At 52.1% G+C, this 22,823-nt stretch carries 26 protein-coding genes and 1 pseudogene; 21 read left to right on the top strand and 6 right to left on the bottom strand.

The window, feature by feature from the left end:
* Positions 1–22 precede the first annotated feature (22 nt).
* The 9 genes and pseudogenes from BMZ79_RS35250 to BMZ79_RS22675 all read left to right on the top strand — a co-directional run.
* Positions 23–250, top strand: a pseudogene (locus BMZ79_RS35250) (hypothetical protein); the annotation flags it as partial.
* 67 nt (positions 251–317) lie between these two features.
* Positions 318–1,091, top strand: coding sequence for a baseplate J/gp47 family protein (locus tag BMZ79_RS22640; RefSeq protein ID WP_256253003.1), 774 nt, complete (start codon positions 318–320; stop codon positions 1,089–1,091).
* Positions 1,088–1,732 (top strand): hypothetical protein, encoded by a 645-nt coding sequence (locus BMZ79_RS22645; RefSeq protein WP_256253004.1) that lies wholly within the window; start codon positions 1,088–1,090, stop codon positions 1,730–1,732. Before BMZ79_RS22640 ends, BMZ79_RS22645 begins: the two co-directional genes overlap by 4 nt.
* Before the next feature lie 11 nt (positions 1,733–1,743).
* Complete coding sequence (locus BMZ79_RS22650) at positions 1,744–2,208, top strand: hypothetical protein (protein WP_143089043.1); 465 nt, start codon at positions 1,744–1,746, stop codon at positions 2,206–2,208.
* A complete protein-coding gene (locus tag BMZ79_RS22655) occupies positions 2,209–3,813 on the top strand; it encodes a hypothetical protein (RefSeq protein ID WP_090644200.1) in 1,605 nt (534 codons plus the stop codon). It begins immediately after the preceding gene.
* 6 nt (positions 3,814–3,819) lie between these two features.
* Positions 3,820–4,188 carry a hypothetical protein gene (locus BMZ79_RS22660; RefSeq protein ID WP_090644203.1) on the top strand — a complete coding sequence of 123 codons (369 nt, stop codon included), beginning with the start codon at positions 3,820–3,822 and terminating at the stop codon, positions 4,186–4,188.
* Between the two features lie 33 nt (positions 4,189–4,221).
* The gene (locus tag BMZ79_RS22665) at positions 4,222–4,500 is read left to right on the top strand and encodes a hypothetical protein (protein ID WP_090644206.1); all 279 of its coding nucleotides are present in this window, start codon (positions 4,222–4,224) and stop codon (positions 4,498–4,500) included.
* A 57-nt stretch (positions 4,501–4,557) separates the two neighbouring features.
* Positions 4,558–5,061, top strand: coding sequence for a phage holin family protein (locus tag BMZ79_RS22670; RefSeq protein WP_256253005.1), 504 nt, complete (start codon positions 4,558–4,560; stop codon positions 5,059–5,061).
* Positions 5,039–5,968: a GH25 family lysozyme gene (locus tag BMZ79_RS22675; protein WP_090644211.1), complete on the top strand. Its 930-nt coding sequence runs from the start codon at positions 5,039–5,041 to the stop codon at positions 5,966–5,968. The genes BMZ79_RS22670 and BMZ79_RS22675 overlap by 23 nt, the downstream gene beginning before the upstream one ends.
* 115 nt (positions 5,969–6,083) lie before the next feature.
* Here BMZ79_RS22675 and BMZ79_RS22680 read toward each other — a convergent pair whose 3' ends face one another.
* On the bottom strand, positions 6,084–6,416 hold the full coding sequence (locus BMZ79_RS22680) for a hypothetical protein (RefSeq protein WP_143089044.1): 333 nt from the start codon (positions 6,414–6,416) through the stop codon (positions 6,084–6,086).
* Positions 6,417–6,618: 202 nt separating this feature from the next.
* Positions 6,619–7,494, bottom strand: a complete 876-nt coding sequence (locus BMZ79_RS22685; protein WP_090644454.1) for a LysR family transcriptional regulator — start codon at positions 7,492–7,494, stop codon at positions 6,619–6,621.
* Positions 7,495–7,603: 109 nt separating this feature from the next.
* On the opposite strand from BMZ79_RS22685, the gene BMZ79_RS22690 reads away from it, so the two are divergent.
* The 7 genes from BMZ79_RS22690 to BMZ79_RS22715 all read left to right on the top strand — a co-directional run bounded on the left by BMZ79_RS22690 (position 7,604) and on the right by BMZ79_RS22715 (position 13,929).
* Positions 7,604–8,890 (top strand): adenylosuccinate synthase, encoded by a 1,287-nt coding sequence (locus BMZ79_RS22690; protein ID WP_090644216.1) that lies wholly within the window; start codon positions 7,604–7,606, stop codon positions 8,888–8,890.
* Between the two features lie 177 nt (positions 8,891–9,067).
* On the top strand, positions 9,068–9,742 hold the full coding sequence (locus BMZ79_RS22695; protein WP_143089045.1) for a hypothetical protein: 675 nt from the start codon (positions 9,068–9,070) through the stop codon (positions 9,740–9,742).
* Between the two features lie 232 nt (positions 9,743–9,974).
* Positions 9,975–10,517, top strand: a complete 543-nt coding sequence (locus tag BMZ79_RS22700; protein WP_090644222.1) for a sigma-70 family RNA polymerase sigma factor — start codon at positions 9,975–9,977, stop codon at positions 10,515–10,517.
* Positions 10,507–11,214 carry a DUF4179 domain-containing protein gene (locus BMZ79_RS22705; RefSeq protein ID WP_090644224.1) on the top strand — a complete coding sequence of 236 codons (708 nt, stop codon included), beginning with the start codon at positions 10,507–10,509 and terminating at the stop codon, positions 11,212–11,214. The genes BMZ79_RS22700 and BMZ79_RS22705 overlap by 11 nt, the downstream gene beginning before the upstream one ends.
* A 38-nt stretch (positions 11,215–11,252) precedes the next feature.
* Complete coding sequence (locus tag BMZ79_RS33730; RefSeq protein ID WP_143089046.1) at positions 11,253–12,008, top strand: hypothetical protein; 756 nt, start codon at positions 11,253–11,255, stop codon at positions 12,006–12,008.
* A gap of 217 nt (positions 12,009–12,225) precedes the next feature.
* A complete protein-coding gene (locus BMZ79_RS22710) occupies positions 12,226–12,927 on the top strand; it encodes a stalk domain-containing protein (protein ID WP_090644227.1) in 702 nt (233 codons plus the stop codon).
* Positions 12,928–13,644: 717 nt separating this feature from the next.
* Positions 13,645–13,929 (top strand): WGxxGxxG family protein, encoded by a 285-nt coding sequence (locus BMZ79_RS22715; RefSeq protein WP_090644230.1) that lies wholly within the window; start codon positions 13,645–13,647, stop codon positions 13,927–13,929.
* 492 nt (positions 13,930–14,421) lie between these two features.
* Here BMZ79_RS22715 and BMZ79_RS34770 read toward each other — a convergent pair whose 3' ends face one another.
* The gene (locus BMZ79_RS34770) at positions 14,422–14,955 is read right to left on the bottom strand and encodes a hypothetical protein (RefSeq protein WP_218154758.1); all 534 of its coding nucleotides are present in this window, start codon (positions 14,953–14,955) and stop codon (positions 14,422–14,424) included.
* A complete protein-coding gene (locus tag BMZ79_RS34775) occupies positions 14,952–15,149 on the bottom strand; it encodes a hypothetical protein (protein WP_218154759.1) in 198 nt (65 codons plus the stop codon). The genes BMZ79_RS34770 and BMZ79_RS34775 overlap by 4 nt, the downstream gene beginning before the upstream one ends.
* Before the next feature lie 370 nt (positions 15,150–15,519).
* Here BMZ79_RS34775 and BMZ79_RS22725 point away from each other — a divergent pair, with 370 nt between their 5' ends.
* Positions 15,520–16,563: a YheC/YheD family endospore coat-associated protein gene (locus tag BMZ79_RS22725; RefSeq protein ID WP_090644235.1), complete on the top strand. Its 1,044-nt coding sequence runs from the start codon at positions 15,520–15,522 to the stop codon at positions 16,561–16,563.
* 256 nt (positions 16,564–16,819) lie between these two features.
* On the opposite strand, the gene BMZ79_RS22730 is transcribed toward BMZ79_RS22725, so the two are convergent.
* Positions 16,820–17,200, bottom strand: a complete 381-nt coding sequence (locus tag BMZ79_RS22730) for a hypothetical protein (protein WP_090644237.1) — start codon at positions 17,198–17,200, stop codon at positions 16,820–16,822.
* Positions 17,201–17,392: 192 nt separating this feature from the next.
* On the bottom strand, positions 17,393–18,685 hold the full coding sequence (locus BMZ79_RS22735; protein ID WP_090644457.1) for an arsenic transporter: 1,293 nt from the start codon (positions 18,683–18,685) through the stop codon (positions 17,393–17,395).
* A 434-nt stretch (positions 18,686–19,119) separates the two neighbouring features.
* Between BMZ79_RS22735 and BMZ79_RS22740 the strand changes: the two genes are divergently transcribed.
* The 4 genes from BMZ79_RS22740 (at position 19,120) to BMZ79_RS22755 (ending at position 22,823) form a co-directional block, all read left to right on the top strand.
* Complete coding sequence (locus BMZ79_RS22740) at positions 19,120–19,692, top strand: hypothetical protein (RefSeq protein WP_090644239.1); 573 nt, start codon at positions 19,120–19,122, stop codon at positions 19,690–19,692.
* 153 nt (positions 19,693–19,845) lie between these two features.
* Positions 19,846–20,952 carry a Gfo/Idh/MocA family protein gene (locus tag BMZ79_RS22745; RefSeq protein WP_090644242.1) on the top strand — a complete coding sequence of 369 codons (1,107 nt, stop codon included), beginning with the start codon at positions 19,846–19,848 and terminating at the stop codon, positions 20,950–20,952.
* A gap of 42 nt (positions 20,953–20,994) precedes the next feature.
* Positions 20,995–21,747 carry a sugar phosphate isomerase/epimerase family protein gene (locus BMZ79_RS22750; RefSeq protein ID WP_090644244.1) on the top strand — a complete coding sequence of 251 codons (753 nt, stop codon included), beginning with the start codon at positions 20,995–20,997 and terminating at the stop codon, positions 21,745–21,747.
* Positions 21,744–22,823 carry an oxidoreductase gene (locus BMZ79_RS22755; RefSeq protein ID WP_090644246.1) on the top strand — a complete coding sequence of 360 codons (1,080 nt, stop codon included), beginning with the start codon at positions 21,744–21,746 and terminating at the stop codon, positions 22,821–22,823. Before BMZ79_RS22750 ends, BMZ79_RS22755 begins: the two co-directional genes overlap by 4 nt.

Below are 22,823 nucleotides of genomic sequence, written 5' to 3' on the forward strand. Positions count from 1 at the left end.
AGTGAACACGTCCCAGCGCTCGATGCTGGGCATTCTGCTGCGACTCGTCGCCTGGTTTCTGGCCATCCTGTGGCAAAACACGGAGACGGTGTATTACAGCGCCTATAAAAACACGGCTGAAGGCGCGAGCCTGGACCGGCTCGGACCGTATATCGGCACACGCCGGATCTCGGAGCGGCGTGCGGCAGGGGCTGTCACGATAACCGGCACGCCGGCAAAATCGATTCCGGCCGGCTGGCGGGTGGCAACGTCTGCTGGCATTTACGTGAAGACGACGCAGGCCGCGGCGATTACTGCCGGCGGTTCGGTCACGGTGCGTGCCCGTTCAGGCCGTGGATGCCGGGCTATTAGGGAACGTCGGGGCGGGGACTGTAACGGTCATCGTCAATCCGGACCCGGACCTTGTGTCGGTCACGAACACGGCTGCCTTGACCGGCGGCCGGGAGAAGGAAACGGATGTGGAGTACCGGGAACGCTGGGACCTGTCCGTCGCCAGCGGTGGCGCGGCTACCATAGACAGCATTCGAAGCGCGCTGCTTCGCACCGAAGGCGTCCGGGCCGCGATCGTCATCGAGAACTACACCAAGACCGTGGATGCCGGCGGGCGGCCGCCGTCGTCCTTCGAGGCGTTCGTTCTCGGCGGCGAAGACGCCGTAATTGGTCAAACCATCTTAAACACCAAGGCAGCCGGCATTGAACCGTTCGGGAGCACGAGCGTGCCGATCACGGATATTTCCGGCCAAGCGCATGTCATGCGCTTCAGCCGGGCGGTCGAGAAACCGCAGCATGTCCGTGTCACCCTTACCAAAAACAGCGCCTTCCCGGCAACGGGGAATGCGGACATTGCGAGCGCCATCGTGCGTTACATCGGCGGCGAAGATGCGAGCGGCCAGCTGTATACCGGGCTGAATATGGGCGAGGACGTCATCCTCTCCCGCCTGATCGCCGCCGCTTATTCCGTCAGTGGGATCGATGATGTCACGATCGAGCTTTCGCAGAACGGAAGCACCTGGACGAGCGGAAACGCAGCGATTGCGCCGCAAGAGGTTGCGCAGACATCCTTTTCGCTCATTGAGGTGCATGCCGCATGAAAATGACGGCCCAAGCGATGCTGCAAAAGCTGGCTGACTATTTCGCCAAGCATCCGGAAAGCAACATCGGGAAGCTGATGGGCATCATCGCGGACCAGTTGGCCAAGCTGGAGGCAACGCAGAACCGCATTCGCGACTGGCGTGACATTAACCAGGCGCAAGGGACGACGCTCGAGCGGATCGGCGAGAACGTCGCGCAGCCGCGGGGCGTGGCTTCCGACGACATTTACCGCGTCCTCATTAAGTCCAAAATTGCACGTAACTTCAGCAAAGGCGACATCAATACGATCATCAGCGTGCTGGCCATTGCGCTGAACGCAGACCCTTCGGAAATCCAAATCCGCGAGCTCTATCAAGATCCCGTTTCCCCGGAGCCGGCCGCCATCTCGATCGTGCAGCTGCCCATCGACAAAATCAATGCGGTGGGGATGTCGCCGCTGCAGTTCTCGAGGATCGTGCAGCGCACCGTCGCGGCCGGCGTGCAGGTAAGCAAGATTGAGTTTACGGGGACGTTCGCCTTTGCATCGGCAGGCACGAGCGAAAGCGATCCGGCGGCGGGCTTCTCGGATCTCGCGGGCACGACCGGAGGCACGCTTAGTGCGGTGTATGTCCCGGCGGAAGACAATGATTTACCGATTTAAGGAGGGATACGATGTCGTTTACACAACCGTTGCCCGTCTGGAATGCGCCGGGAGTCGAACCGCCGAGCGACAAGAAGAACGCGGGCTGGCTGCCGAACGAGAAGCCGCCGGCGGATTACTGGAACTGGCAGATGCATCTGACGTTCAAAGCGCTGGAAGAGCTGCAGCAAAAGGCGCTCGAGAGCTCGGAGCTTGGGGCTGTCCTAGGGACGGCCAATACGGACGTGGTGGAGGTCAAGGGCGTCTTGCTCGAGACCGACACGCGAAGTGTCGTGCTGACATATACGAGCGGACTGGTGACGAAGGCCGAAGAGAAGTCCGGGTCGACCGTAGTGAAAACCACGCAATACAACTACGACAGCTCGTCGGGGCGTTTGCTTTCCGTGACGGAGACCGCTGGCGGGAAGACGGTCGCGATCATTTTGAATTATGACGGAAACGGCGCATTGACGGGTTATTCGAAGGGGGTTACCTAAATGTTTGACGTGACAGCGCTGGTCCAGCTGATCGATCTGCTGAACAAGCTGGGGAAACCCGGCGACGCGGCCGGTACGCAAAGCGTGTTCGCTGAGCTTGCCCGAAACTATGCGGCGGTGGACACGCTGGAATCGGAAGTCGGAACAGTAAAGACGGCCATCGGAACAAACGGGGATGCGCTCAATGCGTCGACGCTCTTCGCTCATCTAAAGAATGCAGAAGCCTTCGCGCAGCGGATCGGTGCCAACACGGACAGCGCGGGGCCGCTGACGCTCTTCTCGCGCTTGGTATCCCTTTCCAACCAGCTCGGCATCAATACGGACGCCGCTGGGACGACTACCGTCTTCGCGCGCTTCGCGCAGATCGTCACGCTGCTCGGCGCCACCGGTGACGCAGCGTCCGCGACTGGATCGGTCATGGCCCGCCTGGCGCAGATCATCGCACAGACAGACACGCTGGAGACCACGGAAGCGGCCGTCAAGGCAAAGACGGACCTGATCGGCACGGCATCGGATGCCGCCGGCACGACGACCTTGTTCGCGCAGCTGAAGAGCATCGGCCTTTCGACGGCAGACCTGCCGGGGAATATCGGCGACCCTGACCTGACCACCGCAAGTGCGAGCCCTGGCGCGAGCGTGATCGAGCGGCTGAACTACATGCAGGCCCAGTTAAGCGCCCTAGCTGCCGTCCGCGGCCCAAATATCGACTTCAATAGCGGATCGCTAACCCAAACGATATCGGGGAATAGCCCGGGCCCAAGCATCGCCCTGGTCAGCGACCGCGTGCGGTACGCCTACTTGATTCAAAACGGATCGAGTTCGATCCAGCGCCTGGACAAGACGAACGGGTCCGTCACGGTCCTGAATAGCGTCCTGCCTGCAGCAGCTGGCGGGTACCCGAGCGGCTGCGTTATCGGCACCAAGCTATACCTACAGCTGGGGAACACGAAAAACACGTTCGGGTACTTGGACCTGACGAACAACACCTGGACCGCCCGCGCGTACCCGTCCGGGATCTACTCCAACCCGGACATGCGGATCTGCGCGATCGACAGCAATACGATCTACGCGGTCGTTATCACGGGTATCAATAACGAATGGTCCATGCTGAAATACACCATTTCCAGCAACACCTGGACCACGCTTCGGACGCAGGTCCTGACCAGCGCGAGCCTGCACGTCGGGGAGCTGCATTACTTCGGCGGCGACAGGGTATTCCTCTCGAACGATTCGGCCCAGCCCGTTACCTTTGACGCGCAGTTCAGCATTTCCGGGAATCAGTTCATTGCGCAAGCGTTCCAGGCGCCGAGTTTAGCGAACAATGCGTCCTACAACTGCGGCTCCTGTCTGCTGTACGCGGGCGGCCCATACATCTACCGCTACACGGTAAACAGCATGGCGCGCTTCGACCTTCGGGGCATCGACCCCCATGTCCTGACGGGCCGATATTCCACGGGCGTCACGATTCCGACGGCAAGCTCGTCCTCGGCCCGGTTTGCCTGCTTCGACGATGGCGCGGTCGTTGCACTTATCGATGCGTCCGCTAGCAACTGGTACTATAGCGCGCCGACTCTCACGGCGGACGCTGCATATGCGAGGAGGTAAGGAAGGATGCCGAAACAAGCGCCAACGGTTGAAGTCTACGAGCTGGAGAACGGCGGGTACGGCTTCCTGGTAACAGGGTCAGACGTTAGCATGAGCGCCGAGAACAACCCCTTTCGCAGCGGGTTCGTGCCCATGACCCAGGAAGAAGCGCAATATTTCGCTGAATGCTACGCTTCCGGAGTGTCAATCAATTACCCAAGGGAAGACCCGGTGGCCTATCAACCGCCTCCTCCGCCAGCAGATACAGTAGCAAAGCTGACCGAGAGACTTGACGATACCGATACGAAAGTCAGTGAACTGGAGCAAGCGAGCGCCGATACTACGCAAGCGCTTCTTGATTTGTTCGAAACCGTCGCAACATCTTTGCCCGCCTAAGCGGAGCACCTATAAAAAGAGGAGATACCCATCATGGCAACCATTTTCAGTATCGTGAAGCAGTACAGCAAGGCGATTTTTCTGGACCAGACCCGACAGCTTTCCACAGCACCGGCCGGCTATCAGCCGGACGTCAAAGCGTACGCCGCTGGAACCTTGGAGGTCGGCGGCGTACTTCAACCGTCGGGCTTGTATGTGGAGACGATTGACGATGCCCTCGTCGCGGGGACCATTTCGCTTGACCAACACGCCGAGATTCTGAACCTGAATCCGGATATGCCACATCGTCCACAAGCGCAAACCGCAGAATAAAGAGACGTAAGAGGCCCTGAAATCGGGGCCTCTATCAATTTTAAGGGGATGACACCGGTGATTAAATTTCAAAATGGCTTGGCTGCATTTGTTGGTGCGCTAGGCGTGCCGGCATTTGAATTTTTGTATGGGACAGGGCGGGCGGTTACAACGATCGTGGTCGCGCTGGTGTTCTTTATCGCCATGGACTGGCTTTCCGGCACGCGAGCCGCAAAGAAAGACATGACGTACGCCAGCAAGTACGGTCTGGACGGTTTGTTTCGGACCTTTTTCATTTTACTGCTTCCCGCCGGCGGCCATCTGCTGGACCAGGTGCTTGGCGCGGATGGCATCATCTTCGGGATCTTCTCGTTCGGCGTCTTGTACCATACGCTGCAAAGCATGACCGCAAACGCCCTGCGCGCGGGGTGGGCGGACTACTTCCCGGAATGGATCATTGAGCCCGTCCTTAAATGGGTCCGAAGCGAGCTGGAACAAAAAATTCAACGGGCGACGGGTCGTTTGACGACGACAAATCCAAATCAAGGAGGAAGTGAAGATGCAAGCAAGGTCGGCAAGTGATATTAAGGTCATCGATGTCTCGCATCATCAAAACGATCGGAGGCCGATTGATTGGAAAGCCGTCAAGGCTGGCGGCGTCGCAGGCGCGTTTATCAAGGCCACGGAGGGCGGGGCGAGTAAAGACCCCACCTTCGCCGCTAATGCGTCAGGAGCGGCCGCGGCAGGGCTCGAGGTGGGTTTTTATCATTACGCACATCCAGAGCTTAACAGTGCCGTCACAGAGGCCGCTCATTTTGTGAGTGTAGTTAAAGGCATCAAGGCGGATTTTCCGCATGCGCTGGACGTCGAAGGACAGGCTTCAAAGATCGGTGCGGAGGCGCTGACCGCATGGTGTGTGGCATGGCTTCAGGAGGTCGAGCGATTGACCGGGCATGCAGCTATGATCTATTCAGGCGGGAGCTTTGCGCGTACCTATCTCGGGAAAGCGCTCGGCAAATGGTCGCTATGGATCGCACATTATGGCGCGACGACGCCGATGGCCAATAACACCTGGTCACAGTGGGCGGCGTTTCAATACACGTCGTCGGGGACGGTGGATGGTATCAAAGGGAACGTCGACATTAACGCCATGGAGAAGGAGTTTTTTGATAAGTACACCGGGATTCCCGGCATCCCGCAGCCGACTGCCGAAGATACGATCAAGGTCGTCGTTAACGACAAGCTGGTTTCATATGGCCGAATGATTGATGGACACGTCTTCCTTCCTTTGCGGGATCTCGGCAAAGCGCTCGGTGTAATTGTCGAGTGGACCGCTGCAGAAGGGAAGCCTTATGCCGAAGGAAAAGCCGTTGCCGCGTTCAAGTTGATTAATGAGCGGACCTATGTCGGTATTCGTTCAGCTGCAGAACTCTTAGGCGGCCAAGTGTCGTGGGATGGATTAACGCAAAAGATTTACCTTTACAAATAATCAGGCCCCGAACCATCCTTTGATTATAAGGACAGGTTCGGGGGATTTTGTCTTTCCACACTATGATGCAGGTTCACCGCAGGCTTAGCCGGCGGGGTTTAGCTATAAATTTAGATTACTTACACTTACTAATCTTGTGCTCTAATGTCCGCTGAACAATCCCCAAATGCAAATTTATATCTGCCTCCGTCGCCTCATGTTCGCCGCGCCTTCCTTGAAGCAGGTACCTATACCGATAACCCCTTAAAGGAATATCATTAACCCACATTTTATTTTCCTTCATGACTTGGTTGGACTTCTCCAATTCAGAAAGAATGCACTTTCCAACGATTTTACCGATTGCTTGCGTGAGGCCTTTAGTCTCTCCGACGAACTCTTCTGCACTCTCCAAAGCCGTAAGCAATGCTATTCGGAGATTTAGCAAAATGATTGGATCGAATCCATTCATGATAATCATCCCTATTCACGTAATCTTTTTCTTATTATATGCGAACAAATGTTCCCTAATCAATTCTCTTGAAATTTATTGTCCCTAAGCTAACGGGCAGAATTGTTCAACCAAAACCTACATTATCTCAACAGATTAGTTCAATAACGTGCAAAGGCTGCCGAAAGAATCGGCAGCCTTTGAGCATAATAGAGTCCAAAATTTATAGCAAGAATTCAAGGAAACGTCTCGAAGCTGCTGAAAGGGGGACAGCCTTAAGTGTTGCAAAACCGATGTGGCGTTTTGGAATCGAAGGTATTAAAGGAATTTCAATGAGCTTACCAGTACTTAATTCGTCAGAAATGTATTCACGTGCGATAAATGTAAGGCCAAACCCACTTTGTGCAAACTGTGTAAGGAGATCAAGGCTTCCAAGTTCTAACTCAGGTTTAAGTGTGATGCCACTAGATGCTGCATATTCATCGAGAAAATTTCGTGTATTGCCTCCTTCAAGTAGCAATAAAGGATATTGATGAAGATCCTCTAGAGGTAATGGGTTTTCTGCTAATACTGCATACTCTTGATTGCCAACAAGGCAATCTTGAAGCGTAGAACTGATGCGAAAATCGATTTTCAAATCAAACGCGGGTAAGTTCACAACACCGAAGTCAATTTTTCCTTCCTTCAAAAGTGAGATGGTCTCGGGTGTTGTTCGATTTGTAACGCGGATCTTGATTTCTGGGTATTGTTTATGGAATTGTTCAAGATGCGGCAACAGGAAGTGTTTGCACAGTGTATCGCTCGCTCCGATGCTGATTTCCCCGTAAGACAATTCTTGCATTTCAGCAATTTTCTTCTCACCAATTTCGATGTAATGCATTGCTTGCTCCACAAAATTAAACAGTACTTCACCTTCAGCAGTTAGCGTAACCCCTTTTGTCGTACGGAAAAACAGTTGCCCGCCGAGAACACCTTCTAGCTGTTTAAGTGTGTGGCTGACCGCAGGTTGCGTGATATGAAGCTTATCTGCCGCCTTTGTTAAACTTCCTAGTTTTGCGGTCCAATAAAATACACGATATCTTTCCAAATTGAGTTCCACTGACATTACCTCAACTTATGCCTGTTATTATTATAATCAATTATACTAATGCCTATTTCTTAAATTATAATAATCGCTGTAAGGGATTACAAGGGCGGAGGCGAGTAAATTGACAATTACGGCAATTGTAGGTGCAAATTGGGGTGATGAAGGAAAGGGTAAAATGACGGATGTTCTTTCCGCTAATTCCTCTTATGTGGTGCGTTATCAAGGCGGAAGCAATGCGGGGCATACGATTATTAACAGTTATGGGAAATTTGCATTGCACATGCTGCCTTCGGGGGTTTTCTATCCAAACGTTATAAACGTGATTGGCCCTGGAGCAGCGCTTGATGTGGAATCCTTCATGAGAGAACGGGAAGAATTGCTTGGACGAGGTGTCCCAGAACCCCATTTACGCGTATCTGATCGTGCACAAATCGTTCTTCCAATACACCGTTTTTTTGATGAGTTGGAAGAGGAGCGGCTAGGTTCTCGCAATTTTGGATCGACAAAACGCGGGATTGCGCCCTTTTACGCTGATAAATACGCAAAGCTTGGGATTCAAGTGTCGGACTTGTATAATGAAGAGCGGCTCTATGCACGCTTACAACAATCTCTGGAGACTAAAAATGTTCTGCTTGTGCATATGTACGGTCGGCAACCGATTCAACCAGAGGACATGATGTCGGACTTGCTAAGTCAAGCAGAGAAACTTCGTCCATTTGTTTGCAACACCACTTCAATGCTTCACGAAGCCTATAATAATGGCGAATCGATTTTGCTAGAAGGCCAGCTTGGTGCACTTCGAGATCCAGATCACGGTATTTATCCTTTTTCCACTTCTTCCTCAACTCTTGCAGGGTTTGCTCCCGTCGGTGCGGGTCTGCCTCCATTTGCGATTATGAAGGTGATTGCAGTAGTAAAATCGTACTCAAGCTGCGTTGGTGCGGGTCCCTTTATATCCGAATTGAATGCTGTAGATGCGGATGAATTAAGGCGGCGTGGAGGGGATGCGGGAGAGTATGGCGCAACGACTGGCCGCCCACGCCGTGTTGGCTGGTTTGATGCCGTTGCGACTCGTTACGGCTGTATGGTACAAGGTGCAACGGAAGTCGCCCTGACGAATCTTGATGTACTTGGATATTTGAATACAATTCCAGTTTGCACGGGTTATGAGTTACAAGATGGAACGATAACTGACCAATTTCCAGTGAGTGCGAAGCTACATAAAGCAAAACCGATACTGCATCACTTTCAAGGCTGGAAATGTGATATTTCAAACGTTCGGTCCTTTGACGAGCTACCAGAAACCGCAAAGCAGTACGTTGAGTTCATTGAATCAGCAATCAATGTGAGAATAACATACGTATCAATAGGTCCAAGACGAGATCAGTTAATAGAAAGATTACGCTAACGGGCACGATAGTTCAATCATGACATGACGGCGGCCGGACCCAGAACGATAGGCTGCCGTCTTTGCGTTAACGGGCAGGTTTGTAGAACAGACTTCACGAATTAAATACCTGAATGTAAGGCATTGCTTTAGTGCTATATGTGACTTGAAGAAAACATAAATGAGGATGTCGAGAAAATGCGTTTAATAGAATCAATTCAGCCGGACAAAATTATGGTTAATGAGGTGGTTTGCATAAGATGTAATAAAAATGCGTTCCATCTACAAAGACATAAAACGGAAGGTGTAGCCAAAATAAAATGTACATCTTGTATGAATGGATTCTTTTTATTTGATAGTGGAGAACATTGGTATGATGTTTATGAAAAAAATCCGCCAAAAATAAAATGCAAACAATGCAAGAATGATGAGTTTAAAATCTTTGCAGGGTTGCAATATCGAGAAATAGGAGGAGAGATATCTTGGGTATATATTGGTTCAAAGTGTACCAATTGTGAAAAAGAAGAGATTGAAGTCGATTGGAAAATAGATTATTCACCAACAAACGATTTAGAGAAAATTCTCTTTGATGAAGAGTTGTATCAGAAAAAGGAAAAGCTTGTATTCGATTTGTTACTTACTGATGAGGATTTTCATAAAGCTACAAAATTTTTAAATGGATTGGACCTAATTAATGGAAACAACATGAGAAAGTTTTATTATCATGTAGGCATGAAAGGGCAAGTTTATATGCTACAGTGGTCTGAAGATGAAGCCGAGGAGAATCTGCGGAAATTAATCGAATGGATTGATGTTAATTTGAAAAAATGGGGCAAAAAGCAATCATTTGCAAGTGAAAGTCTGTTGAACTAACGGGACACGATAGCTCAATAAACATTAAACAAGGCTGCCGGCAAGAACGGCAGCTTTGTTTATATACTGGCCGTTAAAGAAATCTACCAATAATCTAAAGTTAAGTGGACAACAAAACTTTAGTTCCAGTTACAATTTTAACTTGATTAATATTTTGTGACTATGAACCGACGGAGTCTTTCAAACATCTAATAGTTGAACTAGCAAAACTTAGATTGGGAGGCTAGCAAATGTGGATATAGAACAGAATGTCATGCTTGCGCAAAATGGCGATAGAGATGCTTTTATCAAGCTTATAAAAGAAACCGAACTAAGCCAATACACCGTTGCTCGTTCTATACTCAAGGGTGAAGAAGATTGCGCGGACGCCATACAGGAAACGATCCTTAAAGCATACGGGTCAATCGGATCCCTTAAGAGTCCTGCTTATTTCAAAACCTGGCTGATAAGGATCCTAATTAACGAATGCAACAGCATATTAAGAAAACGAAAACGTCCCGTCGAGGCTGGCATGAATAATCATTTCCCTTCCAATGCTGTAGAGACTAAGGCGGTAGAGCGTATAATTCTACAAGATGCTATTAACCAGCTGGAGGATTCCTTGAGGCTTGTTGTTACTTTGTTTTATTTTGAAGACATGCCTGTAAAAAGTATTGCCGACTGCTTGGGCCTATCTCAAGGTACAGTCAAATCACGTCTACATAGATCAAGGTATCTTCTCTCCGAAATGCTGAGATTGCCAGCAGAAGAAAGGAGCCCAGGCTATGATTACTAAAATGGAGAATGAGCTGAGGTTACTCAAAGAGAACCAACCCGAGCTTCCTGAGCTGATTCGAAATCGAATTGATCACACATTAGCGAAGCTGCCAGAGTTGCCCACTATTGTCCAACGCAAAAATAAGAAGAACAAAAAGGGTAAATGGCGTCTTACTGCAATTGCTGCGAGCTTGCTTATTATATTTACTTCTGCAGCTTTTTACACTATTCCAGCCTTTGCCGAGGCAATGCGATCATTATTCTCTCGAGGAAACGTGGATATTGGATTGCTAAATGCTCAGGAACTAGGTTTAATACAGAATCCTCATATAAAAATTTCAGATAAAGGATACACTGTCAAAGTCAATGAAGCAGTTGTCGATCCAACTCGTGTCATAATGGCACTTCAGTTAGTCAATTCACAAGACCAACTGGATCGCAATCGGCTTGTCTTTGCAAAGCCAAATGAGATTGTTATTAAAGATGAACAAGGTCGAATTATCGGGAGCATGTACGATCAAGGAATGACAAGTGATTTCTATTATATGGTCGCTTACTTTCCCGAACCACTAAAGACAGATATTGTCACAATTGATGCACATATTGAGCAGTTAGGTAATGAGGTTCAACATATCCCGAACATGCATGGGGATTGGAGTTTTCATTTCACAATGGATTTAAAGGAAGCGAAAAAAATACGAGTTTCATGCCGTTAGTTGGTAGCTATACCTCTCCCGATGGTATGACTATTCGAATGAAACAATTGACGAGAATGGTACAAGGCGTTCGTATCGAACTTGATACAGAGCTTAGTGATGAGGCACTACGCCGATCTCCTAATGGGTTATGGCAGAAACAGGCTCTTTCATTCCATTTCGAAGATAAGAATGGCAAAGAAATTCACAGCGTAAATACAAGAAAAGCACCTCACATGGAGAGCTTGCTCTCCAAAAGCTCTGTTCCAGGAGCCAAACCAGGACAAATGCATTGGAGTTACACATTTGAATATTTACCTCAAAATGAACCGTATCGATTCATCTTAGACGGTTATTCAGTAGATGAGACAGATGGAACTTCTGTAACCTTCCAACCATCGAAATTAAAGACCAAACCGGTTTTGTTCCAGTCTTACGGAGATGCAATTAAATTAAAGGATTTTACGATTGAGTCTTCACAAGGGAAAGATGTGAGCAATAATGAAGGTACCCTTCACATTACAGGGAAACTGTTAAATGAGTTCGATGGATCAGATTGGCAATTAAAAGACAGTATGGGAAAAGTATATTCACTCACTCCCAGAGGTGGAATCAGCGTTTCGCAATCCAACGTTATGGACTGGAAAAGCGGGTTGCTTTTATTAGAAGGAGGGGGAGTTACAGAAAAATGGTTCCAGCTGCGTGCAGAAAAATTAAATAATATACCAGATATTTTGACATTGACGCGCACGGTTGTAAATCACCGATACACGAATGTCGATTGGGCGATAGCAATAATGGAGCAAAAACTTTGAACCAAAAAGAAGGTACCCCATAGTCAAGAACACCAGAAAGAAGAGTATTATCAAAAACGGCTTTAAACTAACGGGACACCATAGTTCAATAATTGCCGCCTCAAGTGAAGGCGGCTTTTTTTGTCTTAAGTAAAAACATTGGAAATAGATGTTAAAAGTAGTGATTCGATAACCGAATAGTAATAGGTAGGTAAAAAGACAGGAGGAGTTTAGTCGCATGAGCAAAAGCAAGAAATTTAGGTTGATAACTGGAGGTTTTATTGTAGGGGCCTTATTCTTTAGTGGGGTTTCGTATGCATCTAGTAATGCTAAACAAATTAATGCCTTTTTCGGTGTTAAGTTGATTCAAAACGGTATTGATAAAACACCAACTAATAACATGCCATTTATTGTGAATGGCACGACTTATGTTCCCTTGAGGACAGCAAGTGAATTGACAGGGGTTGATATAACCTGGGATGGGAAAAACTCTTCCGTAATCATCGGAAAAAAAGTAGTTGGGACTTCTCTGCCGGTTCCATCGAACATAAAGAAATCAGGAAGTATTCTGATGGTCACAACAGCTCAGAATCAAAAAATGAATATAAACAACAAATCTTATGGAAATAAAGGACAGGTATTGACTGCAGATAACCCAGGTGTTGAAGATGCGCCGGCGACAATTTCATACGATCTCAACGCACAATATTCAAAGCTGATCTTAGGAGTTGGCATGGATGATGAGAGTTACGATGCTACTCGAACGCTCACTTTTAAGGATCAGGATGGTTCGGTAATTAAACAAGTTACAATTGGAAAAGGAAGCGTACAAGAGGGATTAGAGTTAAACGTAAAAGGGGTACTCCGTCTTGATATAGAGATTTCAAGCACTCAAATCGGATCGGCTGTTATCGATTTGATCAATCCAGTCTTAACATAGTGTCAAGTGCTCGGTTCGCGGTACACAGTCTGCATCCGGTCATGGACTGACAGAAGGTCATTAACCGGACCCACGTCGAAGAGTTTATCACTGGCATTCACCTTGGTTAGCTTGGCTGGCTGGTGTCAATCCAGAATGTAGGGTTAGGAAGGTCACATAAAACGAAAAAGGTCACAAGAAATGAATAAGGTCACAAAGAAAGTCACAGTTTTTCCGGTCAAAGCCGAAATAACGCGAAGAACATCTTATTTAAATAGGTAATAATAAAGTTTTTTAAGCGTGAACGAACATCATTGAAGGCATTCAAATATGTTTGCGAGATGGGCGGCATGATGTAAGCCGCTGGCCAAAACCCAGTCATAGCAAGGAAAACGGGGCCTTTTGGGCCCCGTCAGCTTGTAGAGAAACCCACGTTTTTTAAAACGTCGGGTTTCTTTTTTCGTCTTTGGGAGCTGGCTTGGTCGATAATTTTCCTGATTATAACAATGATTAGCTGGAACCTCCGGACGCGCTTGTGTGTGGTTCTGGTTTCTCCAACCAATTCTTCGGCAGATTTCAGAGCTGTGAGCAATGCACCCTTATATTCAAACGAAAGTACTAAAGAATTGGCCAGCGATAATGGACATATCGAAAACTTTATTATGCATGCCACGCATATTTTAATTTCGTAATGGGTAACCCAATGGTGATATACCAAAACAGCCAAGGAGTTGGAAAGTGAAATATCTATTGACGGTTTCTTACTCCAGCTGCTTTGCATTAATGCTGGGCGCCGGTATTTTAAATGCTGCGGGCTCAGCAACTAGCGGTGGGCCTGCAACTAATTCCCTAAGCAACCAATCGTATGACAACCGTTCGACGAATAGCTATAACGCTGCCTCAGCAACGGGAGGGAACTATCGAACTAATGCAGTTAACGATGATAATGATTTTGACTGGGGTTGGCTTGGCTTGTTGGGATTGATCGGCCTGGCCGGCATGAGAAGTCGTAATCATGATTAGTCGTAATCATGATCGTGAGCTTGAGCGAAGATAATAACCAAGACCGAACAATCGGTCCATTGCTTGATTATAGACATGGAAGAGCTCCGGCGAACACTCGCTGGGGCTTTTCCCCTTCCCTCCAAGAAAAGGGAGACCTGCCGTACGGTCGGCAACCGATGGTGGGCATGCATGCGCTGGACTGCTAAATCCCCAAAAAATCGCGAAATTCGAAGCCTATGGATGAGGGATAATATGGATATTCCGCGAGGGAAGGTCACTGAAAGGAATAAGGTCACAAAGACAGTCATAATTTCTCCGGATTTGGTCACCATGGTTTAAAACAAACATATAGTATAGCAAAGAGATTCATAGAGACGATTTTTGGAACCGGTTATCGGTTCAAAAAGAGTGCCCGCACTGTCAAAAGATAACAAAAGAGCTGCCGAAAATACATCGGCAGCATCATGAAGTTAATGGGCATAGACGGCGTAAAGCAGTAAAACGCGGCTATTAAAAAGGAGTATAAGAGAGACTGGCGCTAAAAGAGAGCTGGGTGATGTCTGCTGCCGAAGGATCCGTCGACGCAAGCGTCCTTACACGAATACCGATACGGTCGCCAGGCGCAACTACTAGAGAGCCCAAATTAATATTCGTCGCGGATCGGAAGGTACCCGCTGTAACGATATTATTCGGAAACCCGAATCTGACCGAACTCGTTAACGGAGTTGTCAGGTAAGGCGAAGAGAGATGGTCGATCCCATTGTTAGGAGCAGACGGTGAACGGAATACGGTAAAATCATATTGCAGTCCGAGCGTATTGATGGAAACTACGGAGGCAACCAATAGATCTGCGCTGATTTGCAAATTTTGAACCGTACCCGCAAAAGGAATGGGGAACGCAAACCCGCCCGCTTCGGGCGGCATGGTCGATTCTCCAGAACCGTCAATCACTTCAACCGTGCTGCTGCCAAAACCCATCAATATCGGGGCGGCCGATACAACTGCTGCGCCGCTAAGGATAATTCCCGTTGAAAATGGAATCAATCCTCCCCCTGCTGGTCCTGCCGGACCCTGGGGGCCAACTGCGCCCGTTGGTCCAACTGCTCCAACCGGCCCTGCCGGTCCTGCCGGTCCTGCCGGTCCTGCCGGTCCTGTTGCTCCTGCCAATCCAGCTTCTCCAAGCGCTCCCGCAAGTCCAGCAAGTCCAGCGGGTCCTGCTGCTCCGATTGCTCCCGCAAGTCCCGCTAATCCAGCCGGCCCAAGTGCTCCCGCAAGTCCGGCGGGCCCGGCTGCTCCGATTGCTCCCGCAAGGCCTTGCAGCAATTGCGGTCCCTCCGCTAATGGTCCTGGAGGGCCTTGAGGTCCTTCCGGTCCTGGAGGTCCAGGCGGACAATTGCATCTACCCATTCTGTCAGCTCCTTGTTTATTAAACTAATCCAGCATATTAAAAGCCTACTCATAGAAACACAGCAATTACCTAGTAATCTTAAAATAGGCTAATAGAGTGCTATATTCGCTGATTTTCTATTGATCTATGTTATTTCTCCCTTCCATTGTGTCTCTATCGGCATATGACAATAGAGAGATTGAAAGCCGGGGAGTGACGGGATGGAAAAGCGCTCATCTGTTGGTATTCTTGTAAGTCGCAGAAGCAGTAGGAAAGGAATTTTAAAGCTATTGCAACGTTACAATCATCTGAATATGAAACTTTTCGCCTTTACTCCGGCAGATATCCTTTGGAAAGAAAAGCGGATTATCGGTCTTAGTCTGAATAAGGGCATTTGGAAACAAAGTGTGGTTCCTTTCCCTCAGGTCGTCTATAATCGTTGTTACAACAAAAAAGGGACGACCATTCACCGTCTTGAGAAGGCGATCGGCAGGAACAAATGCTTTAACCACATCAATTTTTTTAATAAATGGGAGCTCTATAACCAGTTTAAACAGTCGGATCTTAAATCCTATGTACCGGACACATTTTTATATGACGAAACGAATGTATCGGAGCTGCTAGAGAAATATAAGGTCGTTTACCTGAAGCCTGCATACGGATCTAAGGGGGAATCCGTGCATCGGGTGGAGTTAAAGGAAAATGGAGACGTTCATATCGCCTTGCACACCTTGACGCCAAAATATATTTGCAGAAGGCATGAAAGCATTCGGGAAAAATTGGATGAACGTTTCGGCCAAAAAAATTACGTGGTTCAGCAGGGGGTTCGCTCGAGTCAGCTTGAGCATCAGTTTTTTGATATTCGGGTTCTTGTTCAAAAAGGCTTTCTCGGAGAATGGATGGTGACCGCCAAAACATGTAGAGTCGCGTATAAGAAATATTATAATACGAGCATGTGCGATACCATTTATGATGCTGCAGACATTCTTCCGCGATTTTTTTCGCCGGATAAAATGAAAGACATTTTCCGCTCTCTGGTTGAGGTAAGCGTGCAAGCTGCAAAAGACGCAGAAACGCATCTAGGTTCATTGGGCGAACTGAGTGTTGATTTTGTGTTGGATGAACAAAGGAAGCTATGGATTATTGAACTTAACGGAAAACCTCAAAAAGATCTATACAAAGAGCTTACTGGGTGTACATTCAAAAATCTGATCTATATTAGGCCATTGGAATATGCTTATTATCTGTCTCGAATTGCGAGATAATAGGTTTTTTCGATTGCTTTCGGTACAGGAGATAGGGGTCGGTCCAGTGCAACAGGATGCTATTTTTGGGGACCACCTGTTTAGCATCAAAGTCATAGCAAGGAAGACGGGGGCTTGTGGACCCCGTCTTTATTTTTCGTGCCTCGGAATCCTCGCGTTGAGCGTAGATTCATTCCACTGTCTCCGCAACGGCGCCCGGAAAAAAGACGCTGCCGAACCGGCAGTCTCTTTGAATTCGGCAGCCTTTCATTCTTTCTTAAGCCCCCAGATCGATGCCGGGAATGCTGCTCAGCTCTTCCGGCGCAAAGCGTTGATTGGCGACCAGATTGCCGAATTCATCGAGACCGTAAACCGACACGAGGGCGAACGGACCTTGGCTGGACGATAACGTGGACACTTGCACTTCGTACGCCACGTTGCCGGCAATGTTGAACGTCATGACCTCGTAGCCGCCGGCAGGGACGACAAATCCGGAGACGTAAGCCGTATAAAAGAAATCCGAGTCGACCGAAGCCACGATTTTGACCGTCACGGACGTCGCCGTAGGATCAATATTGCTGACGTTCAATACGATCGTGGCAGCGGCCGTGCCGATGTCGCGGGTATTGGTCACGACGCCCGTCGAATAGGCAGGCATGGATAATCATCTCCTTTGTTGTCCGACATGCTCTATTCTATGAAAAACGGTTCTCGCATGATTGGACAAGGCCCCATGCAAGAGCGGCTATCCGGCATCCGGATCGCGCAAAAAAACGGGGCCGTATTCGGCCCCGTTTGGTCGTTTGACGTACTTCGTAATATGGTCATCCTCCGGTTGCTTGCCGCCCGGTTATCCGACGAGCTTCAGCCAGAGGTACAGGCCGGCCAGCGTAAGGAACAGGACCGGGAGCGTCAGCACGATGCCCGTTTTGAAATATGCGCCCCAGGTGATCTTCACGCCCTTGCCGGACAGCACGTGCAGCCACAGCAAGGTCGCGAGCGACCCGATCGGGGTGATCTTCGGACCGAGGTCGGACCCGATGACATTCGCGTAGATCAGGGCCTCGCGAATGATTCCCGTCGGGTGGGCGCCTTCGATGGCCAGCGCGTCGATCATGACGGTCGGCAAATTGTTCATGACGGAAGAGAGGAAGGCCGCCATGAACCCGGAGGCGATCGTCGCCGCGAACAGACCCTGTTCGCCGGCCCAGTCGAACAGCTTGCCGAGCTCGTCCGTCAAGCCCACGTTGCGGAGCCCGTACACGACGACGTACATTCCGATGGAGAACGCGACGACGGCCCACGGCGCTTCTTTGACGAGCTTCCGGGTGTGAATGACGCGGCTCCGGCGGGCAAGCTGCAGGAAGACGGCCGCCGCGGCGCCCGCGATCAGGCAGACCGGGACGCCGATCCATTCGCTCGACAGATAAGCGATCAGCAGCACCGCCAGAATAATCCACGATGCCTTGAACAATCGCAGGTCCTTGATGGCTTCTTTCGGGGGTCTGAGCTGCGTCAGCTCGTAGCGGGCCGGAATGCTTCGTCCATACAGCTGAAACAACATCACCAGGCTGGCCGCGACGGAGAACAAGGTCGGCACGATCATTTTGCCCGCGTACTCGGCGAAGCCGATGCCGAAATAATCGGCCGACACGATATTCACGAGGTTGCTGATGACAAGCGGCGTCGACGCCGTATCCGATATGAAACCGCTGGCCATGACGAAAGGGAGGATAAGCCGTTCGTCGAACTTCAGCGCCCGGACCATGGCCAGCACGATCGGCGTCAGGATAAGCGCCGCCCCGTCGTTCGCGAAGAACGCCGAGACCGCCGCCCCGAGGAGGACGACGAAGACGAACATGCGCTTGCCGTTCCCTTTGGCCGACCGGGCCATGTGCAGCGCCGCCCATTCGAAGAAGCCGGCCTCGTCCAAGATCAGCGAGATCAAGATGACGGCGACGAACGTAAGCGTCGCGTTCCAGACGATTTGCGTGACGGTCCAGACGTCATGGACATCCACGACGCCGCATAGCAGGGCGATGACCGCTCCGCCGCAGGCGGACCATCCGATGTTCAGTCCCTTCGGCTGCCAGATGACGAAGACGAGGGTAACGATGAAAATAAGCGAAGCAAGCGCCAGCATAAAGCCTCCCGAAATGAGCAGCAGCCCGATAAAATGCAACGTATCGATTCGTGCGGACCGGCTGCCGGCCCCCGGTTCATGCCGCATGCCCGTCCGGCGTCCGGCCGCATCGTTCCCCGAAAAATCCGACAGGCCCGCACAAATTCGACAAGTTGTATTATACACGTTCGTTCCTGGAAGTAAATCACGATCTATCGCTTCTATTAGAGTATCTTCGAGAGTATCTTCGAGAGGATCATCATAGGCCGAAAGCCGGAATTCGGAAGCGAATAGCAACGCTTGCGGCTCTCGGCGCGTATGAACGTGCGGGAAGGAGAGGGTGACGATGTCCGGGGTAAGCGCGGTCGGGGTTCTGTTCGTCGCGGCGGCCGTCGGCGCCGTGCTCCTGCTTATATGGGGGCTCAATCGATCCCGAAGAAAGTAGGCGTTCGCGAATGAAAAGAAAATTCGCCATCGCAACGGCATTAGGCGCTTGCCTCATCCTGCTGGGCTGCGCGGCGGCGTTGGCGTTTCATGATCGCCGTCACGCGGATGACGGCCTATACCGGCAAGTCGTGAACGGGCAGGGCTACGAATTAGACCTGGTACAGCGGTCCGTCCCGATTCGCCTGACGCTCGAGCCGGCGTGGATGCGCGAAGCGAAAGCGTGGGGGATTCGGCTGGCGGAATCGCAACAAACGGCCTTTATTCTCGAACGCACGGCGTTCCTGAACGGGGGCATGACGTTTACCGTTTCGATTCGACCGGCTATGGACCGTTCGGCGGGCATGTTCTTGTCCAATAAGGTGTTCGAGGAAGGCGGCGGCTATCATTACTACGCCCGGGCGCCGTTATGGCAGATCTACGACCGGAACGGGCGAAAGCTCGACATGGACGTGATCGCGGCCGGGCAGGGCGACCGGCAATTTTCCTTCACGCTGAGCAAGGAAGAGACGGAGCCTTGGTACGCGCAAGGCTTGGTCGTCGAGTTTGACGGAATCGTCGCTTACGCCTACGCGAAGACGTAACGATCGCGCGGGGGGAAAGACGCATGCGGCTATACGGGACGAAATGCGGCAATGGGCCGGCAGGTTTCGGCAAAAGACTTTCGCGCCGCGGGGAGGAATACGCGAACGGAGGCGGAATAGGTAATACGAATACGCAGATGAAAGGTGAGGGTAATGCAGAAGACGAAAATCGGCATCATCGGCTGCGGCGTCATCAGCGGCATCTATCTGGAAAACTGCACGAAAACGTTCGGCAACCTCGAGGTCGCCGCGGTCGCGGACCTGGTGCAGGAGATGGCGCGCAAGCGCGCGGAGGAATACGGCATTCCGAAAGCCTGCACCGTGCAGGAGCTGCTGGACGACCCGGAGATCGAGATCGTCGTCAATTTAACGGCGCCGCAGGTGCACGCGGACGTGAACCTGCAGATCTTGAACGCGGGCAAGCATGCGTATACGGAGAAGCCGTTCGCGATGAATCGCGAGGACGCGGACCGCGTATTGGCGCTGGCGGAGGAGAAGGGGCTGCGCGTCGGCTGCGCGCCGGACACGTTCCTGGGGGCGGGCTTGCAGACGAGCCGGAAGGTCATCGACGACGGCTGGATCGGTACGCCTTACGCGGCAAGCGGCCTGATTCTCATGGGCAACGCGTACGACGGCATGCATCCGAATTTTCATAATTACCTGCAGTTCGGGTGGGATCCGCTGTTCGATATGACGCCTTATTATTTAACCGCTTTCATCCATCTGCTCGGCCCGGCGCGCGGCGTCAGCGGTTCCGTTGGCCAGGTGAAGCCGGAGCATACCGTCACCAATCCGCGTTCGCCGCGGTTCGGCGAGACGGTGCCGATCGGCGCGCCGATGCACGCGAGCGCGCTGATCGATTTTGAAAGCGGCGCCACGGCGACGCTGCAGGCCGCCAAGGAGAGCTTCGGCTATACGCCGCGGCTGGAGATTTACGGCACGGAGGGCATTCTGATCGTGCCGGATCCGAACGCGTTCAACGGTGCCGTCACGATCCAGCAGCGCAACGGCGAGACGCATGCGTTCCCGTATTCGCACGGCTTCGCGGAGAACAGCCGCGGCATCGGCATCGCCGACATGGCGTACGCCATCCGCACGGGCCGCCCGCACCGCGCCAGCGGCGCGCTGGCCAGCGACGTGCTGGACCTCCAGCTCGCGATTCTGGCGTCGTCCAAGGAAGGCCGGCGCGTCCAGGTCGAGCCGCGCAGCGAACGTCCGGCGGCGCTTCCGCTGCATTTGAAGTACGGCTTGTTGGATTAAGGTAACTCATTTCCCATTCCAATCCGAAAGGTTGCGAGAGTCATGAAATTTCCGATTGCGCTGCAGCCCTACACGATTCGCGAAGAACTGAAGCAAGATTTCCTCGGCAGCTTCACGAAGGTGGCCGAGATCGGCTACCGGGCCGTCGAGGCGGGACCGCCGCCGGAAGGCATCACGATCGACGAGATGAAGGCGCATTTCGACCGCATCGGCCTGCAGGTCATGGGCTGCCATGCCGGCCTGGAGCAGCTGACGGACGGGCTGGACGAGCTGATCGATTTCCTGGCGCTGTTCGGCGCCAAGTACGTGGCGATGTCGTACCGCTTCGAATCCCGCGAGGCCGTCCTGGAAGCGGCGGAGAAGTTCAACGCCGTCGGCGCGGCGGCGAAGGCGCGCGGCGTGCAGTTTCTGTACCATAACCACGACTGGGAGTTCCGGCAGTTCGACGGCGAGTCGGCGCTCGATATTTTGCTGGCGGCGACCGATCCCGAGCTCGTCAAGCTGGAGCTGGACGTGTACTGGGCGCAGAAGGGCGGCGAGGATCCGGCGCAATTCTTGCGCAAGCTGAAAGGCCGCTGCCCGGTGCTGCACGTGAAGGACATGGAGCCGGGCGAAGAGCGGTTCTTCGCGGAAGTGGGCGAAGGCGTCCTGAATTTCGCGGAGATTCTGAAGGCGGCGGAGGAGATCGGCACGGAGTGGCTCGTCGTGGAGCAGGACGCCTGCCGCCGGCCGGCGTTCGAAAGCATCGCGATCAGCTACCGCAATCTGATCGGAATGGGGGTCGTCGCGCCATGAGCGGAGCCGTACGCGTGGGCCTGGTCGGCTACGGCTTTGCCGGCAGCGTCTTTCACGCGCCGGTGATCACGTCCGTGCCGGGCCTGGAGCTGACGAAGGTCGTCGAGCGCCGCAGCGCGAAGTCCAAGGCGCGCTACCCGTGGGTGGAAGTCGTCCACGACGTAGCCGATCTGTACGCGGACGACGCGATCGACCTCGTGGTCGTCACGACGCCGAGCACGGATCATTTCACGTTCGTGCGGGACGCGCTGCTCGCCGGCAAGCACGTCGTCGTCGAGAAGCCGTTCACGCCGACCGCCAAGGAGGCGGACGAGCTCATCCGGCTGGCCCGGGAGCAGGGCAAGGTGTTGTCGGTCTTCCATAACCGCCGCTTCGACGGCGACTTCCTGACGCTGCGCGAGCTGCTGCGCCAGGAGCTGCTCGGCGAGCTGATGGAAGCCGAATTCCGATGGGACGGCTTCGATCCCGTGCTGCGCTCCACGAATTGGCGCGAAGGCAGCGAGCCGGGCACGGGCGTGTTCTACGACCTCGGCGTCCACCTGCTGGATCAGGCGCTGCGCCTGTTCGGCGCGCCGGCCTCGATCGCGGGCGACGTCCGGATGCAGCGGGCGAACGCGACGGCGCACGATTATTTCGACGTCGTGCTGCAGTACGACAGCGGGTTCAAGCTGCGGCTGAAATCGTCCAAGTTCATCCGCGAGCCGCTGCCGCGCTACGCGCTGTACGGCACGAAGGGCGCGTTCGTCAAATACGGCATCGATCCGCAGGAGCAGGCGCTCATCGGCGGCGCGCAGCCGTCGACGGTCCGCGGCTGGGGCAAGGAGCCGCGCGAGCAGTGGGGCAAGCTGAACACCGCGGTCGGCGGACTCCGCGTGGAAGGCGTCGTCGAGACGATCCCCGGCTCTTACATGGACTATTACCGCAACGTGATGGAGCATATCAACGGCCAGGCGGAGCTGGAAGTGAAGCCGGAGGAAGCGCGGCTGGCCATTCAATTGATCGAGCTGGCGCTGCAGAGCAGCCGGGACGGCCGGGCGCTGCCCGTGCCGTTCGCGGAAGCCTCGCCGATTAGCTAG

It is taken from the genome of Paenibacillus sp. UNC496MF, assembly GCF_900113915.1.
Classification (GTDB): domain Bacteria; phylum Bacillota; class Bacilli; order Paenibacillales; family Paenibacillaceae; genus Paenibacillus_Z; species Paenibacillus_Z artemisiicola.